The organism is Streptomyces sp. NPDC093586 (genome assembly GCF_044764905.1).
In the GTDB taxonomy this organism is placed as follows: Bacteria; Actinomycetota; Actinomycetes; order Streptomycetales; family Streptomycetaceae; genus Streptomyces.
Map to the genome: position 1 here is coordinate 149,258 of NZ_JBIWJA010000009.1, position 16,154 is coordinate 165,411.

Below are 16,154 nucleotides of genomic sequence, written 5' to 3' on the forward strand. Positions count from 1 at the left end.
TGAGCAGGCCGGAACGGCCTGCCGGGGCCGACTTGGTGCCGCATCCCCGGGCAACTTCGTGAAGTTCTTCACAAGGATTTCGGTCGTGAGGGGCGGCGCGTGGGCCTCTATTGATCCTTTTGGGGCTTCAACTGCCCTTTGAACACGTTCAGGAGAGCGGCGCGAGAGGGGCGCGCGATCACCCCGGAGGGTCGCCCGCGGCGCCGTCGGAACGCCGGAGGGGCAGCTCAAGCGGCATTGACAACGGGGTCCCTTACCTCCTGGTTCCCGGTCGGCGCCATGACCTCCGTCACGTGGGTCGGGGAGTGTAACACGCCCCCTGGTGAAGCTTGTGAAGGGGCGCACGAACCACCCCCCTGGGGCGGGTGGATACTCGATGCCATGAGCACCACGGAGCGTCCCAGGATCCTCGTAGTAGGCGGTGGGTACGTAGGCCTGTACGCAGCTCGACGCATCCAGAAGAAGATGCGTTACGGCGAGGCGACCGTCACCGTCGTCGACCCGCGGTCGTACATGACCTACCAGCCCTTCCTCCCCGAAGCCGCCGCCGGCAACATCTCCCCGCGGCACGTCGTCGTCCCTCTGCGACGCGTGCTTCCGAAGGCGGAGGTCCTCACCGGCCGGGTCACCACCATCGACCAGGACCGCAAGGTCGCCACGATCGCCCCGCTGGTCGGCGAGGCGTACGAGCTGCCCTTCGACTACCTGGTCATCGCCATGGGCGCGGTCTCCCGCACCTTCCCGATCCCCGGCCTCGCCGAGCAGGGCATCGGCATGAAGGGCATCGAGGAGTCCATCGGCCTGCGCAACCACGTCCTGGAGCAGCTCGACAAGGCCGACTCCACCACCGACGAGGAGATCCGCCGCAAGGCGCTCACCTTCGTCTTCGTCGGCGGCGGCTTCGCCGGCGCGGAGACCGTCGGTGAGGTCGAGGACATGGCCCGCGACGCGGCCAAGTACTACAAGAACGTGTCCCGCGAGGACATGCGGTTCATCCTCGTCGACGCCGCCGACAAGATCCTTCCCGAGGTCGGCCCCAAGCTCGGCCAGTACGGCAAGGAGCACCTGGAGAGCCGGGGCGTCGAGATCTACCTGTCCACCTCCATGGACTCCTGCGTCGACGGCCACGTGGTGCTGAAGAACGGCCTCGAGGTCGACTCCAGCACCATCGTGTGGACGGCCGGCGTCAAGCCGAACCCGGCCCTGTCCCGCTTCGGTCTGCCGCTGGGTCCCCGCGGTCACGTCGACTGCGAGCCCACCCTCCAGGTCAAGGGCACCGACTACATCTGGGCCGCGGGCGACAACGCCCAGGTCCCGGACCTCGTCGGCCGCAAGAACGGCAACCCCAACGCCTGGTGCCCGCCGAACGCCCAGCACGCGCTGCGTCAGGCCAAGGTCCTCGGCGACAACGTGGTCTCCGGCATGCGGGGCTTCCCGCAGAAGGAGTACAGCCACGCCAACAAGGGCGCGGTGGCGGGCCTCGGCCTGCACAAGGGCGTCGCGATGATCGTCATGGGCAAGATGAAGATCAAGCTCAAGGGACGTCTCGCCTGGTACATGCACCGCGGATACCACGGTCTCGCGATGCCGACCTGGAACCGGAAGATCCGCGTCTTCGCGGACTGGACGCTCGGTATGTTCCTCAAGCGCGAGGTCGTCTCCCTCGGCGCGATCGAGTCCCCGCGCGAGGAGTTCTACGAGGCCGCCAAGCCGGCCCCGGCCGCCGCGCCGAAGGCCGACAAGAGCGAGAAGCCCGCGGAGAAGACCGAGGCCAAGGCCTCCTGACCCCCGGTCACCCGCAGCAGTGACAGCGCCCGAAGGGGCCGCCCGCCATCCGTGGTGCGGGCGGCCCCTTCGGCGTTCCCGCGCCGCCCCGGCCGGTGCGCCGGCCGGGCGACGGAATCATGGTGTGTACATGCATTTTGCCCAGTCGTAACGCGTGCCGGGGACTGCACGCCGGGGCACCAGGTGTTTACGTGGTGTCAGGACATTCCGGGATCGCTTGTCACGGAGGTACGCCATGGCTGATGCCGCGCTGCGGCTGCAGAACCTCTTCGAACAGTTGCTGGGGGCGCCGCTTCCGGTGCGCGTGCGCGCCTGGGACGGTTCGCTGGCGGGGCCGCCGGGCGCGCCGACGCTCGTCGTCCGGAACCGCAGGGCGCTGCGCCGACTGCTGTTCAAGCCGGGCGAGCTGGGACTGGTCCGGGCCTGGGTGGCCGGTGATCTCGACGTCGAGGGTGATCTCTACGCCGCCCTCGACCTGCTCGCCGGGCTCGTCTGGGAGCGCGGCGAGGACGCCCGGGGGCTCGTCGCGGCCCTCCGCGACCCCGAGGTCCGCTCCGCCGTACGCGGGCTGGTGAGGCTCGCCGGTCCGCCGCTGCCGCCCGCGCCGCCGCGGGAGGAGATCCGCAGGGTCCGCGGCCACCTGCACACCAAACGCAGCGACCGGCGGGCCATCAGCCACCACTACGACGTCGGCAACGACTTCTACGAACTCGTCCTCGGCCCGTCCATGGTGTACTCCTGCGCCTACTGGCCCGCCCCCGAGGCCGAGGGCGGCACCCTGGAGACCGCCCAGCGCGACAAGCTCGAACTCGTCTGCCGCAAGCTCGGTCTGAGGGCCGGTCAGCGCCTCCTCGACGTCGGCTGCGGCTGGGGCTCCATGGCGGTCCACGCGGCCCGCGAGCACGGCGTGAGCGTCGTCGGCATCACCCTGTCGCAGGAGCAGGCCGCCTACGCGCGCAAGCGGGTCGCCGACGCGGGGCTCACCGACCGGGTGGAGATCCGCGTCCAGGACTACCGGGACGTCACCGACGGGCCGTACGACGCGATCTCGTCCATCGGCATGGCCGAGCACGTCGGCGCCGAGCGGTACCTGGAGTACGCCGTCGACCTGTACCGGCTCCTCGAGCCGGGCGGGCGGCTGCTGAACCACCAGATCGCCCGCCGCCCCCAGCAGGACGAGACCGCCTACCAGGTGGACGAGTTCATCGACTCCTACGTCTTCCCCGACGGCGAGCTGGCCCCGATCGGCACCACCGTCACCCAGCTGGAACGCGCCGGGTTCGAGGTGCGCGACGTGGAGTCGATCCGCGAGCACTACGCCCTCACCCTGCGCCGCTGGGTCGCCAACCTGGAGTCCGGGTGGGAGGCGGCCGTCCGGCTCGTCAGCCCCGGCCGGGCCCGCGTGTGGCGCCTGTACATGGCCGCCTCCGCGCTCTCCTTCGAGCGCAACCGCATCGGCGTCAACCAGGTCCTGGCCGTCCGGACGCCGGACTCGGGTGCCTCCGGGATGCCGTTGCGGGCCCGCGTGTGGGGTGCGCCCGGCCGCGCCTGACCCGGAACCCGGACACGGCCGGAAGGGCCGGGCTCCCCGTCGCGGGGGCCCGGCCCTTCGGTGTGCCGCTGCGCGGTGAGGTCACTCGGCCTTGATGGCGTTCAGCATGTTCAGCCGGGCGGCGTTGCGGGCCGGCCACATCGCGGCCAGGACGCCCACCAGACCGGCCAGTACCAGGAAGAGCCCGATCCGGTCCCAGGGCAGGACCAGCGCGTACCCCGGGATCTGGTCCGCGAAGGTCTCGCCGATCGCCCAGCCGAGGAACGTGCCGAGACCGATGCCGACCACCGCGCCGAACACCGAGATGACGACGGCCTCCAGCCGGACCATCCGCTTCACCCGGCGCCGGTCCAGACCGATCGCGCGCAGCATGCCGATCTCCTGCTGCCGTTCGAAGACCGACATCGCGAGGGTGTTGACGACGCCCAGCACCGCGATGATCAGGGCCATCGCCAGCAGGCCGTACATGACGTTCAGCATGGTGGTGATGGCGCCGCCGAAGGTGTCGCGGATGTCCTGCCGGTCCATCACGGTGATCGCGGGGTTGTCGCCGAGCGCGTCGATGAGGGCCTTCTCGTTCGCCGCGGACTGGCCGCCGTCGACCTTCACGAAGATCTGCCGGATGGCCGGCTTCGTCTCGTGCCGGTCCACGACCGCGCGGTCGACGAGGACGGGGGAGAGGAACTCGCTGTCCTTGTAGACGGCGCCGACGGTCAACGTGACCTTCTCGCCGTCGCCGAAGGTGACGGGGACGGTGTCGCCGGTCTTCCAGCCCCTGCTCTTCGCCGTCTTCTCGGCGACCGCGATCCGGCCCTCGGCGAGCGAGCCCGCGCTGCCGCTGACGACGTCGACGGTCAGGACCTTCCCGATGTCGCCCGCGGTGACCGCCGAGGCGGACACGTAGTCGTCGCCGTCGACCCGGAAGTAGGTGTCCTGCTGCGGCGAGACCGCGGACACGCCCTCGGCCTTCTCCAGCGCCGTCAGCGCGGACCGGTCGAGGTCGCCTCCGTTGGCCATCGTGACCATGTAGTCGGCCTTGATGTTGTCCGTGGTCATCTTGTCGACGGCCGTGCCGACCGTGACGCCGAGCACCGACAGGCCGGTCACCAGCGTCAGTCCGATCGCCAGCGCCGAGGCGGTGGCGCCGGTGCGGCGCGGGTTGCGGACCGCGTTCTGGCCGGCCAGCCTGCCCGCCACCCCGAAGGGGCCGACGAGCAGCGGACGGACGAGTGCGATCACGGGCCGGGACAGCAGCGGGATCAGGACGATCACGCCGATCAGCGCGAGGAACGCGCCCGCCCCGATGTACATCCGGCCGTCGTCGCCGCCGGCCGAGGCACCCGCCACGATCCCCGCCGCGCCGAGGGCGGTGACGGCGGCGCCGATGGAGTTGCGCAGCACCAGCGACTTGGCGGTGGCCACCGCGTGGACACTGTTCATGGCCGCCACCGGCGGGATCTTCGCGGCCCGGCGGCCGGGCAGCCAGGCGGCGAACATCGTGATCAGCACGCCCACCGAGAACGCCGCGACCACCGGCGTGGCGGACAGGACCAGCGGACCGGCCGGCATCTTCATGTCGAACGCGGCCATGCCGGAGCGCAGTCCGACCGCCAGACCGATGCCGAGGACGAAGCCGACGGCCGAGGCGACCAGACCCACCAGCGCGGCCTCGGCGAGCACCGAGCGGGTGACCTGCCTGCGGGACGCGCCGACGGCGCGCATCAGGGCGATCTCCTTGGTGCGCTGGGCGACCAGCATCGTGAACGTGTTGGAGATCAGGAAGATCCCGACGAAGAGCGCGATGCCCGCGAAGCCGAGCAGGACCTGCTTGAGGTTGCCCAGGCCCTGTTCGATCTGCTCGGCCTGCTCGTCCGCGAGCGCCTGACCGGTCCGGGCCTCGGCCGTGTCCGGCAGCAGCGGCTTGACCGCGTCCACGATCCTCGCGTCGTCGGCGCCGGGGGCGGCGGTGACGGTGGCGCTCTCGAAGTAGCCCGGCTTCAGGTACTGCTTCTGGGCGACGGCGGTGTCGAAGAGGACGAGGCTGCCGCCGGCGTTGACGGCGCCGTCCTCGGTGGTGAAGACACCGCTGAGGGTGTACTCCTTCACCGGTCCGTTGGTCGCGACGCGCACCCGGTCGCCGACCCGGTACTCGCCCTTGGCGGCGGACTCCTGGTCCAGGGCGATCTGGTCGTCCTTCACCGGGCCGGAGCCGTCGGTGAACGTGTAGGCGGCGTCCTTGCCGTCCTTGCCGGGGGCGAAGTTGGAACCCTTGTTGGACCAGCCGACGCCGATCAGCTTCCCGTCGGGGTCGGCGACGCCGGCGAAGCCCTCGACGCGGCCGTACACCCCGGCGACGCCGTCCACGGCGGAGATCCGGTCGAGGACCTTGCCGGAGAGGCCGGGTTCCTCCTCGGGATCGTCCGGGTCGGCGTGCGAGGTGACGGAGACGGCGACGTCGGCGTAGCTCTTCGCCGACTGGTTGCGGAAGGCGTTGGAGAGGGTGTCGGCGAAGACCAGGGTGCCGGACACGAACGCCACGCCGAGCATCACGGCGAGCACGGTCATCAACAGCCTGGCCTTGTGCGCGAAGACGTTGCGCAAGGCGGTACGGAACATGGGTCTACTTCGTCCAGGGGTACGGGGGAAGGCGGTCGGGGCGTCAGCAGGTGCGGACCTCGCGGTCGGACGGCGTCAGCTGGTGCGGCCCTTGGCGTCGAAGCGCTTCATGCGGTCCAGCACCGAGTCGGCCGTCGGCCCGTACAGTTCGTCGACGATGCGTCCGTCGGCCAGGAAGACCACCCGGTCCGCGTAGGCGGCGGCCACCGGGTCGTGGGTGACCATCACGACCGTCTGTCCCAGTTCCCGCACGGAGTTGCGCAGGAAGCCCAGCACCTCGGCGCCCGAGCGGGAGTCGAGGTTGCCGGTCGGCTCGTCACCGAAGATGATCTCCGGCCGGGAGGCCAGCGCCCGGGCCACGGCGACACGCTGCTGCTGGCCGCCGGAGAGCTGGGAGGGACGGTGACCGAGCCGGCCGGACAGGCCGACCATCCCGATCACGGAGTCCAGCCACTGCTTGTCCGGCTTGCGGCCCGCGATGTCCATCGGGAGGGTGATGTTCTCCAGCGCGGTCAGCGTCGGCAGCAGGTTGAACGCCTGGAAGATGAAGCCGATCTTGTCCCGGCGCAGCTTGGTCAGCTGCTTGTCCTTCAGCGAGCCCAGCTCGGTGTCGCCGATGCGCACCGAACCGGAGGAGAAGGTGTCCAGCCCGGCGACGCAGTGCATCAACGTGGACTTGCCGGAGCCGGAGGGGCCCATGATCGCGGTGAACTCGGCCTGCCGGAAGTCGACGGAGACACGGTCGAGGGCGACCACCTGGGTCTCGCCCTGGCCATAGATCTTGGAAAGCTCCGTGGCGCGCGCGGCCACGGTGGTGGACCGGTCGGCGGTGGGTGCGGTGGTCACGGGGAGGGTGCTCCTGTCGGTACGGCGGTGTGCTCGGGGACGTCATCCATCCTCCCGGCCGGGGGCCGCCGTGCAGTCAGCCGCTGTTCCGGTTTCGGGGGGCGACTGTGGTCGGACGGCGGCGGCCGGTGTCATACCTGCGGATGACGGGTGCCCCCGACGGGCACTCCGGGGGTACCCCGGGTGGGCCCGTTGTCGCACGTGGGCGTGAGAACAGGGCGGGCGTCCTGGTCGAGACGGTGAAATCCCGTCATTCCGCATACGCGGCCGCGCGTCGCGCGCAAGGCTGTTGGCAAGTGCGGATGGCCTGCCCACGGAGCTGACGGACCCTCAGGCATCAATAAAATAAGACAACATCGGACCGCCCGCCCGCTGCCGGAGGGGCGCGTCCCGATAGGGTCGAAGCACTCGACGCGGTGCCCATGGCCTGCCCGGATGGTGGAATGCAGACACGGCGAGCTTAAACCTCGCTGCCCCTTCGCGGGCGTGCCGGTTCAAGTCCGGCTCCGGGCACTCACCGCGACCCCGCGTCCGGCTCCTCCGCGCCGCGCCCCCGCACGATCCCCGCACGGGCCGGCGCCGCGCCCGGTGGCGTACACCGTGAGGACGAGGACCGCGCGCCCGGACACCGGCCGGCCCCCAGCGCGTCGCGGCCGATTCCGGACCGCGTCACGAAGAACGCCGAAGAACGCCGAAGAACGCCGAAGAGCGCCGAAGACGACGTCGCCGATGCCGGTCCAGACGAAGGCGAAGCCCGGAACCGTTGACAGCGGGCCGCGGGGGGTCGAGACTCGGCGCGGAAATGCGTGAAGGAATTTTCACCACGCGAACAGCCCGCTCGAGCAACCCGTCCGAACGGTCCACGTGGACGACCCACGTGGACGACCCACGTGGACGACCCACGCGAACACCCGCCCGCGGCAACGACGCCAATCGAAGGGAACGACCGATGCGCACCACCGTCGGCATCATCGGGGCCGGCCCCGCCGGACTCCTGCTCGCCCGGCTGCTCCACAAGGCCGGGATCGACTCGGTCGTCCTGGAGAGCCGCGACCGCGCCTACGCCGAGCGGCGCCAGCGCGCCGGGATCCTGGAGCAGGGCACGGTGGACGTGCTGCGCGCGGTCGGCGCGGCGGAGCGGATGGAGCGCGAGGGACTGCGCCACGACGGCATCGAGCTGCGCTTCGACAGGCGGCGCCACCGCGTCGACTTCCCCGCCCTCACCGGCGGCCGGTCCGTGATGGTCTACGCCCAGACCGAGGTCTGCAAGGACCTCATCGCCCTCCAGCTCGAGGAGGGCGGCCCGCTGCTCTTCGAGGCCGAGGCGCTGGCCGTCGAGGACGCCGCCACCGACCACCCGCGCGTCCGCTTCCGGCACGACGGCGCCGAGGACGTCCTGGAGTGCGACTACGTCGTCGGCTGCGACGGCTTCTGGGGCGTGACCCGCCGGGCGGTCCCGGCCGGGCTGAGCCGCACCTTCGAGCGGACGTACCCCTTCGGCTGGCTGGGCGTCCTCGCCGACGTCGCCCCCTCCCACGACGAGCTGGTCTACGCCCGCCACGACCGCGGCTTCGCCCTGCTGTCCATGCGCTCCCCGTCCGTCTCCCGCCTCTACCTCCAGGTGCCCGAGGGCACCGACGCCGGGGCGTGGAGCGACGAGGAGATCTGGGCCGAGCTGGAGCGCCGCTTCGAGACCGACGACGACTGGACGCTCCGGCGCGGCCCGATCACCCAGAAGTCCGTCACCCCCATGCGCTCCTACGTCCACGAGCCCATGCGGCACGGCCGCCTCTTCCTGGCCGGCGACGCCGCGCACATCGTGCCGCCCACCGGTGCCAAGGGCCTCAACCTCGCCGTCGGCGACGTCGTCACCTTCGCCCGCGCCCTGACGCACCGACGGGAGACCGGTTCCGCCGAACTGCTCGACGCCTACTCCGCCACCTGCCTGCGCCGCGTGTGGCAGGCCGAGCGGTTCTCGTACGACATGACGACCCTGCTGCACCGCGCCCCCGACGCCACCCCCTTCGACGACCGCCTCCAGGTGGCCCGCCTGGACCGGATCGTCTCCTCCCGCGCCGCCGAGACCGACCTCGCCGAGGCCTACACCGGCTTCCCGATCGGGTGAACCCGGGGCGCGGCCCCGCCCGTGAGGGGAATCACCGTTCCCCCTGGCGTGTTGCGCGACAGGACGAGGGAAAGATCCTCCCCAAGCAGTAGGGTCAATCCTTTGCCGTTCTATTACTCTTAGGCCAAGGCTGCGCAGTGTGGCCATGGAGGAGTGAAATGAGGAGCAGAAACCCGGTCTTCTCGCGACGGGGGTTCAGCCGCGACAACGGCTACGCGGGCTTCGACGCCGCGCCGCAGGCCGGGGGTCCCGCCGCCGCCACGCAGGGCAACCCGTACGCGCAGGGCAATCCGTACGCCCAGCCCGCCGGCAACCCCTACGCCCAGAACCCGTACGCCCAGCAGGACCAGCAGTACGGCACGCCGCCGCAGGCGCCGGCGACCACCGGCCGGATGACGATCGACGACGTCGTCGTCCGCACCGGATCCACGCTCGGTGTCCTCATCGTCACCGCCGCGCTCGCCTGGGCGCTGCTGCCGGTCGACGACGCCAACATCAACCGTTCCTACGGGATCGGCATCGGCGCCGCGCTGATCGGCATGGTGCTGGCGTTCGTCCAGTCCTTCAAGCGCAAGGCCTCGCCCGCGCTGATCCTGGCCTACGCGGCGTTCGAGGGCGTCTTCCTCGGCGTCGTCTCCAGCGTCGTCGACAACCGCATCGCCGACGGCGCGGCCATGCAGGCCGTGATCGGCACGATGGCGGTCTTCGCCGGTGTGCTGATCGCCTACAAGGCCGGCTGGATCCGCGTCAACCGGCGCTTCTACGGCTTCGTGATGGCGGCCACGCTCGGCTTCGTCTTCCTGATGCTGGTGAACGTGCTGTTCGCCGTCTTCGGCGGCGGTGACGGCCTCGGCTTCCGCAGCGGCGCCCTCGGTGTCGTCTTCGGCATCGTCGGCGTCGTCCTCGGCGCCTGCTTCCTCGCCCTGGACTTCAAGCAGGTCGAGGACGGCATCGCCTACGGCGCCCCGCGCGAGGAGGCCTGGCTCGCCGCCTTCGGCCTCACGCTGACGCTGGTGTGGATCTACATGGAGTTCCTGCGGCTCATCTCGATCCTCAACAGCAGCGACTAGCACCGCCGCCGCGCCCCGTTCGCCGGAGCGCCGCGTGAAGGGGCCCCGGGCACTGCGCCCGGGGCCCCTTCGTCGTCATCCTCACCATCACCGGCGGTGCACGCCTAGAGCAGGTTGCGCGCGGCCCTCCTCAGGTCGTACTCGTGGACGATGGCCTTCGCATGGCCGTACGAGAGGTCGTGCTCGTGGCGGAGCCAGCTGACCTTCTCCTCGAAGCGGAAGAGGGCGGGTCCGTCCTCGACGGTGCGCAGCCAGTCGGCGATCTCACGACCGGTGCAGTGGGGGATGCGGGCGAGCATGTTGCGATGGGTCTCCTCGGAGAAGACGTGGGACATCGGCGCCTCCGGGCGAAAGGGGATGTAAGCCGGTCCTTCAGGTCACCGTGCCTGAGCGTTCGCCCGTTGGCAACAGTCCCGGAACGCCGCGTACGCTCGCGCCGTGGTTGATACGACGCCTTTGACCCGTGCCGTGGACGACTTCGCCGACCGGTTGCGGGCCGCCCCGCAGAGCAGGCTGCAACGCGGGGCCGCCGCCGAGGCCCTGGAGCTGGCCAGGGAACTGGCCCGGCGCGCCCAGCTCGCCGAGGAGCCGGACGCCGAGCCGCGACAGATGCCGGACGCGGGGATGTTCGCCGCCGCCGACCAGATCGCCGTCGCCGCGCACGACCTGGCCGTCGTCCTGACGGACGCGGACCAGGTGGAGGAGGCGGCGCGACTGGTGGAGGAGGCCCGCAAGCGGGCCGGGGTGTGAGGACGCGGGACCGCCGGGGCCGGGGCGGCGGGGACTGCAGGGTCGGGACCGCCGGGACTACAGGGACGCGATGACCCGGTCCGCCAGGATGTAGACGTTCTCCTCGCCGCACGCGAAGGTCAGCGTGTAGGCGCCGGAGACGCCCGAACCGCCCAGCAGGTACGGCGTCCGGTCCGCGCGCAGGGCGGCGGCCAGGCGCTCCGCGGTCTCGCGGTGGCCCGGCGTCATGCACAGGGTGGTGCCGTCGGCGAAGACGTACACGTCGAGGGTGCCCAGCGGACCGGGGCGGACGTCGGCCAGCGCGACCTGGGAGGCGGCCAGCTCCTCCAGCACGGCGACGGTGCGCTCGTGGTCGTTCACGGCCGGCGACGGGTTCGGCACGAAGTCCGGGTGCGAGGGGTGCCGGCGGCGGGCCGCGGCCAGCTCGGCGGACTCCCCGGCCGGCTCGTCGGCGTCCGCGCCCGGCTCGGCCACCGGCTCCAGACCCACGAGGTCGGCCTGCCGGGGCAGGAACAGCTCGCTGTCGGGCAGGCCGAGCAGCAGGGGAGCGTCGGAGGCGTCGCGGGACTCCTGGGCCGCCCAGAAGGCCCGGGCCTCGGCCAGCTCCCGCTCACGTTCCTCGGCGAGCGCCTCGGCGACGGCGGCGCGTATCTCGTCGGCGTCGCTGGTGGTGCGGGCGGCCGGGACCCGGCCCCGCGTGGCGGCGCGGCTCTCGGCCAGCTCGGTGCTCAGGGCCGCGACCTGGCGGCGCAGCACGAGGACGGCGCGCAGGACGGCGACGCCCACGGCGCCCGTGGCGGCCGTGGTGAGCAGCAGGGCGATCGGCATGGCGCTCACTGACGTACTCCCGGTTCAAGGTCGACCCCCGACTTCCTACCTCAGCTTGAAGGGTGGACTGACCGCCTGTCAGTGCGTAACGTCACGAAACGGACAGGACTTTGGGCCGGCGAGGTGCGGGTGTGACTGGTCTGACCTGCGTAAATCAGAGAGACGGAGAGGTAGGTCACATCCTGGGGGAGTTTGGGTCACGGATCGGCCCAGAACCCGGGTGTCACGGGGTTCTGGGCCGAGGGGTGACGCTGGGTCCCCGGAGGGCTACCGACGGTTCCTCGGTGGCCCGTCCCGGTTCAGCTCAGGCGCTCGATGACCATGGCCATGCCCTGGCCGCCGCCGACGCACATCGTCTCCAGGCCGAACTGCTTGTCGTGCCACTGGAGGGAGTTGATGAGCGTGCCGGTGATGCGGGCTCCGGTCATGCCGAAGGGATGGCCGACGGCGATGGCGCCGCCGTTGACGTTCAGCTTCTCCAGCGGGATGCCCAGGTCCCGGTAGGAGGGGATGACCTGCGCGGCGAAGGCCTCGTTGATCTCGACCAGGTCGATGTCGTCGATGGTCAGCCCGGCGCGGGACAGCGCCTGCCTGCTCGCCTCGACCGGGCCGAGGCCCATGATCTCGGGGGAGAGGCCGGAGACGCCGGTGGAGACGATGCGGGCGAGCGGGGTCAGGCCCAGCTCGCGGGCCTTGGTGTCGCTCATGATCACGAGGGCGGCGGCGCCGTCGTTGAGCGGGCAGCAGTTGCCGGCGGTGACCAGGCCGTCGGGGCGGAAGACGGGCTTGAGGCCGGCCACTCCCTCCAGGGTGACGCCGGCGCGCGGGCCGTCGTCCTTGGACACGACGGTGCCGTCGGGGAGGGTGACCGGGGTGATCTCGCGCTCCCAGAAGCCGTTCTTGATGGCCTCCTCGGCGAGGTTCTGCGAGCGGACGCCGAACTCGTCCATCTCCTGGCGGGTGACGCCCTTCCAGCGGGCGAGGTTCTCGGCGGTCTGGCCCATCGCGATGTACGGGTCGGGGACGAGGCCGTCCTCGCGCGGGTCGTGCCAGGTGGTGCCCTCCTGCTGCGCGACCTCGGCGGTGCGGGCCTCGGCCTCGGCGAAGAGCGGGTTGCGGGTGTCCGGCAGGCTGTCGGAGTTGCCCTTGGCGAACCGGGAGACCATCTCGACGCCGGCCGAGATGAAGACGTCGCCCTCACCGGCCTTGATGGCGTGCAGGGCCATGCGGGAGGTCTGCAGGGACGAGGAGCAGTACCGGGTGACGGTGCAGCCCGGCAGGTGGTCCATGCCCATCTCGACGGCGACGATCCGGCCGAGGTTGTTGCCCTGCTCGCCGCCGGGCAGGCCGCAGCCGAGCATCAGGTCGTCGATGTCCCTCGGGTCCAGCTCCGGGACCTTCGCGAGGGCCGCCTGGATGATCGTGGCGGCCAGGTCGTCGGGGCGCAGGTCCTTCAGGGAGCCTTTGAAGGCGCGGCCGATGGGGGAGCGGGCGGCTGAGACGATCACGGCTTCGGGCATCACGGCTCCAGTGGCGTCGCGGGAACGGGCGGCTGGTTGGGAAGTTACCCGGCCGTATGGCCCGGGTCACGGGTGTGACGGTGTGACATGGGCCGCAACTTTCTAAGCGCTTGCTTTTGCCTCCGGCGGTTTGGCGGACGCGGTACGGAGGGGAGGGGCGGGGCGGGTGCGGCCGTGGTCGGGGTGCGGCCGTGGTCGGGTGCGGGGCGTCCGCGGCCGGTCGCGCGGTTCCCCGGGCCCCTTCGGGGCGCGACGGTGCCGGCGTGGTCGCGGACAGCCGGCACGGCGCCGGCCTGCGCGCCCCGCACCGCCCGGTACGTACGGCCCGGCACGACGCCGTCCCTTCCTACCCCGGCTGCGCCGACGTCGCCGGCTCCGCCTCCGGCACCCGCCGGCGCCGTCGGCGCTTGAGCAGGGCCCACGGGCCCCGCGGCCCCGTGGGCATCGCCGCCGCGACCTCCGTGCCGGCCTCGTCCGCGGCCTCGACCGCCGCCCGCGCCACCGGCAGGAAGCCCTCCCGGCGGGCGGCGTCGGGACGCTCCTCCTCCGCCGGCCACAGGCCGAGCGCCGCGCAGACCGACGGCAGGACCGCCATCGCCGCCGTGGCGTAGCCCTCCGCGGAGGGGTGGTAGTTGTCGGGGCCGAACAGCTCCCGCGGGTTCTCGGCGAACTCCGGGCCCAGCAGGTCGCCCAGCGACACCGTGCGCCCGCCCTGCTCCACGACGCCGATCGTCTGCGCCGCCGCCAGCTGCCGCGAGGTCCGCCGGGCCAGCCAGCGCAGCGGCTGCGGCACCGGCTCGATCGAGCCGAGGTCCGGGCAGGTGCCGACCACCACCTCCGCACCGGCCGTGCGCAGCCGCCGTACCGCCGTCGACAGGTGCCGCACCGAGCGGGTGGCCGGCATGCGGTGGGTGACGTCGTTCGCGCCGACCATGATCACGCAGATGTCGGGCACCCGGCCCGGACCGGCGAGCACCAGCGCCACCTGCCGGTCCAGGTCGTCCGAACGCGCCCCCGGCACCGCGACCGAGGTCAGCTCCACCGGCCGCTCGGCCACTGCCGCGAGCCCCGACGCCAGCAGTGCGCCCGGCGTCTGCCCGGCCCGGTGCACGCCCTGGCCGGCGGCCGTGGAGTCGCCCAGCATCACCAGCCGCAGCGGCACCTCACCGGCCGTCGTGAGGGTGCCGCCGTACAGTCCCTCCGCGTTCGGCACCCGGTCGGGCGTGCCGATACCCACCCGTCGCCTGGCCAGCTGCACCTCCGCCAGCAGCAGACCGACCGCGGCCGCACCGGCCAGCCCGATCCCGCCACCGCCGTACGCCGCGCCGGCCGCGATCCGCCGGGCCACCCTCGCCCTGGACATGCTCGTCATACGTCGCCGCCACCTCCATCGAGCCGTACACCCACTGCTTGCCCCGTACGGACGGTCGCCCAATCACGACGGGGAGTGAACGAGCGACACAGGGGCGTCGGCGGCCCGGCAGGCCATAGGCTGGCACGACCCATCACGACCACATCTTTTGCGGCATCCGGAGACCACGGTGCATTTCCACGACTCGATGATCAGCCTCGTCGGCAACACCCCGCTGGTGCGGCTCAACAGCGTGACCAAGGGCATCAGGGCCACCGTCCTGGCCAAGGTGGAGTACTTCAACCCGGGCGGCTCGGTGAAGGACCGCATCGCCCTGCGCATGATCGAGGCCGCCGAGCAGAGCGGCGAACTGAAGCCCGGCGGCACCATCGTCGAGCCGACCAGCGGCAACACGGGCGTCGGCCTCGCCATCGTGGCCCAGCAGAAGGGCTACAAGTGCATCTTCGTCTGCCCTGACAAGGTGTCCACGGACAAGATCAACGTGCTGCGCGCGTACGGCGCCGAGGTCGTCGTCTGCCCGACGGCGGTCGACCCCGAGCACCCGGACTCCTACTACAACGTCTCCGACCGCCTGGTCCGCGAGACGCCGGGCGCCTGGAAGCCGGACCAGTACTCCAACCCGCACAACCCGCTCTCCCACTACCACTCGACCGGCCCCGAGCTGTGGGAGCAGACCGAGGGGAAGATCACCCACTTCGTCGCCGGCGTCGGCACCGGCGGCACCATCTCCGGCACCGGGCGCTACCTGAAGGAGGCCAGCGGCGGCGCGGTGAAGGTGATCGGCGCCGACCCCGAGGGCTCCGTCTACTCCGGCGGCTCCGGACGCCCGTACCTCGTCGAGGGCGTCGGCGAGGACTTCTGGCCCACCGCCTACGACCGCGACGTCGCCGACGAGATCGTCGCCGTCTCCGACAAGGACTCCTTCCAGATGACCCGCCGCCTCGCCAAGGAGGAGGGCCTGCTGGTGGGCGGCTCCTGCGGCATGGCCGTCGTCGCGGCGCTGGAGGTGGCCGAGCGGCTCGGCGAGGACGACGTGGTCGTCGTCCTGCTGCCGGACAGCGGGCGCGGCTACCTGAGCAAGATCTTCAACGACGAGTGGATGGCCGACTACGGCTTCCTGGAGGACGCCGGCCCCAGCGCCCGCGTCGCCGACGTCCTGAACGACAAGGAGGGCGGCTCCATCCCCTCCCTCGTCCACATGCACCCGGACGAGACCGTCGGCCAGGCCATCGAGGTGCTGCGCGAGTACGGCGTCTCGCAGATGCCGATCGTCAAGCCCGGCGCCGGCCACCCGGACGTGATGGCCGCCGAGGTCGTCGGCTCGGTCGTGGAACGCGAGCTGTTGGACGCCCTGTTCGCCAAGCGCGCCTCGCTGGAGGACCCGCTGGAGAAGCACATGTCGTCCCCGCTGCCGCAGGTCGGCTCCGGCGAACCGGTCGCCGACCTGATGGCCGTGCTCGGCACGGCGGACGCGGCGATCGTCCTGGTCGAGGGCAAGCCCACGGGCGTGGTGAGCCGTCAGGACCTGCTGGCCTTCCTCGCCAAGGGCGGCAGGTAGGAGGACCTCCGCCCGGACTTCGCGGAAGTGGTACGCGCACGTCACGTTCGCGCAGCACACCCTTAACACGAGGTCGGCACAGTAAGGGATGTCGGCAGGGCGGGAGCGGCTCCCCGCCCCGGCCGGCACCGA

At 71.6% G+C, this 16,154-nt stretch carries 12 protein-coding genes and 1 tRNA gene; 7 read left to right on the plus strand and 6 right to left on the minus strand.

The genetic code is table 11. The annotated features are described in order from the left end of the window. Nucleotides 1-381 precede the first annotated feature (381 nt). Together ACIRFH_RS12845 and ACIRFH_RS12850 are read left to right on the plus strand one after the other, a co-directional pair. Complete coding sequence (locus ACIRFH_RS12845) at nt 382-1,785, plus strand: NAD(P)/FAD-dependent oxidoreductase (RefSeq protein ID WP_403519739.1); 1,404 nt, start codon at nt 382-384, stop codon at nt 1,783-1,785. Nucleotides 1,786-2,020: 235 nt separating this feature from the next. Then, entirely contained in the window at nt 2,021-3,337 is a 1,317-nt protein-coding gene (locus ACIRFH_RS12850) for a class I SAM-dependent methyltransferase (RefSeq protein WP_403519741.1), read from the plus strand. A gap of 81 nt (nt 3,338-3,418) precedes the next feature. Here ACIRFH_RS12850 and ACIRFH_RS12855 read toward each other — a convergent pair whose 3' ends face one another. Both ACIRFH_RS12855 and ACIRFH_RS12860 read right to left on the minus strand, forming a co-directional pair. After that, a complete protein-coding gene (locus ACIRFH_RS12855) occupies nt 3,419-5,953 on the minus strand; it encodes an ABC transporter permease (protein ID WP_403519743.1) in 2,535 nt (844 codons plus the stop codon). Nucleotides 5,954-6,028: 75 nt separating this feature from the next. After that, nucleotides 6,029-6,799: an ABC transporter ATP-binding protein gene (locus ACIRFH_RS12860; RefSeq protein WP_403519745.1), complete on the minus strand. Its 771-nt coding sequence runs from the start codon at nt 6,797-6,799 to the stop codon at nt 6,029-6,031. Nucleotides 6,800-7,228: 429 nt separating this feature from the next. Between ACIRFH_RS12860 and ACIRFH_RS12865 the strand changes: the two genes are divergently transcribed. The 3 genes from ACIRFH_RS12865 to ACIRFH_RS12875 all read left to right on the plus strand — a co-directional run bounded on the left by ACIRFH_RS12865 (nt 7,229) and on the right by ACIRFH_RS12875 (nt 9,994). Continuing rightward, nucleotides 7,229-7,312 (plus strand) — tRNA-Leu (locus tag ACIRFH_RS12865). Nucleotides 7,313-7,748: 436 nt separating this feature from the next. Beyond that, complete coding sequence (locus tag ACIRFH_RS12870) at nt 7,749-8,924, plus strand: 4-hydroxybenzoate 3-monooxygenase (protein ID WP_403519746.1); 1,176 nt, start codon at nt 7,749-7,751, stop codon at nt 8,922-8,924. Between the two features lie 158 nt (nt 8,925-9,082). Then, nucleotides 9,083-9,994: a Bax inhibitor-1/YccA family protein gene (locus ACIRFH_RS12875; RefSeq protein WP_403519748.1), complete on the plus strand. Its 912-nt coding sequence runs from the start codon at nt 9,083-9,085 to the stop codon at nt 9,992-9,994. A 104-nt stretch (nt 9,995-10,098) separates the two neighbouring features. Here the strand turns inward: ACIRFH_RS12875 and ACIRFH_RS12880 are convergent, their stop codons facing one another. Continuing rightward, a complete protein-coding gene (locus tag ACIRFH_RS12880; RefSeq protein WP_403519750.1) occupies nt 10,099-10,329 on the minus strand; it encodes a DUF4287 domain-containing protein in 231 nt (76 codons plus the stop codon). Between the two features lie 103 nt (nt 10,330-10,432). Between ACIRFH_RS12880 and ACIRFH_RS12885 the strand changes: the two genes are divergently transcribed. Then, nucleotides 10,433-10,744, plus strand: coding sequence for a hypothetical protein (locus ACIRFH_RS12885; RefSeq protein WP_403519752.1), 312 nt, complete (start codon nt 10,433-10,435; stop codon nt 10,742-10,744). Nucleotides 10,745-10,801: 57 nt separating this feature from the next. Here ACIRFH_RS12885 and ACIRFH_RS12890 read toward each other — a convergent pair whose 3' ends face one another. From ACIRFH_RS12890 to ACIRFH_RS12900, 3 genes are all read right to left on the minus strand, one after another. After that, nucleotides 10,802-11,581 carry a hypothetical protein gene (locus ACIRFH_RS12890; RefSeq protein ID WP_403519754.1) on the minus strand — a complete coding sequence of 260 codons (780 nt, stop codon included), beginning with the start codon at nt 11,579-11,581 and terminating at the stop codon, nt 10,802-10,804. A 290-nt stretch (nt 11,582-11,871) separates the two neighbouring features. Further along, nucleotides 11,872-13,092 (minus strand): acetyl-CoA C-acetyltransferase, encoded by a 1,221-nt coding sequence (locus ACIRFH_RS12895; RefSeq protein WP_403519756.1) that lies wholly within the window; start codon nt 13,090-13,092, stop codon nt 11,872-11,874. Nucleotides 13,093-13,438: 346 nt separating this feature from the next. Beyond that, on the minus strand, nt 13,439-14,464 hold the full coding sequence (locus tag ACIRFH_RS12900) for an SGNH/GDSL hydrolase family protein (RefSeq protein WP_403519758.1): 1,026 nt from the start codon (nt 14,462-14,464) through the stop codon (nt 13,439-13,441). 169 nt (nt 14,465-14,633) lie between these two features. On the opposite strand from ACIRFH_RS12900, the gene ACIRFH_RS12905 reads away from it, so the two are divergent. Continuing rightward, complete coding sequence (locus ACIRFH_RS12905; RefSeq protein WP_403519760.1) at nt 14,634-16,022, plus strand: cystathionine beta-synthase; 1,389 nt, start codon at nt 14,634-14,636, stop codon at nt 16,020-16,022. Nucleotides 16,023-16,154: the final 132 nt, after the last annotated feature.

What these genes read in the sequence shown, in the direction of transcription:
- ACIRFH_RS12845 (WP_403519739.1), top strand. Translation starts at nt 382, where the DNA reads ATGAGCACCACGGAGCGTCCCAGGATCCTCGTAGTAGGCGGTGGGTAC.
- ACIRFH_RS12850 (WP_403519741.1), top strand. Translation starts at nt 2,021, where the DNA reads ATGGCTGATGCCGCGCTGCGGCTGCAGAACCTCTTCGAACAGTTGCTG.
- ACIRFH_RS12855 (WP_403519743.1), bottom strand. Translation starts at nt 5,953, where the DNA reads ATGTTCCGTACCGCCTTGCGCAACGTCTTCGCGCACAAGGCCAGGCTG.
- ACIRFH_RS12870 (WP_403519746.1), top strand. Translation starts at nt 7,749, where the DNA reads ATGCGCACCACCGTCGGCATCATCGGGGCCGGCCCCGCCGGACTCCTG.
- ACIRFH_RS12875 (WP_403519748.1), top strand. Translation starts at nt 9,083, where the DNA reads ATGAGGAGCAGAAACCCGGTCTTCTCGCGACGGGGGTTCAGCCGCGAC.
- ACIRFH_RS12880 (WP_403519750.1), bottom strand. Translation starts at nt 10,329, where the DNA reads ATGTCCCACGTCTTCTCCGAGGAGACCCATCGCAACATGCTCGCCCGC.
- ACIRFH_RS12895 (WP_403519756.1), bottom strand. Translation starts at nt 13,092, where the DNA reads ATGCCCGAAGCCGTGATCGTCTCAGCCGCCCGCTCCCCCATCGGCCGC.
- ACIRFH_RS12900 (WP_403519758.1), bottom strand. Translation starts at nt 14,464, where the DNA reads ATGACGAGCATGTCCAGGGCGAGGGTGGCCCGGCGGATCGCGGCCGGC.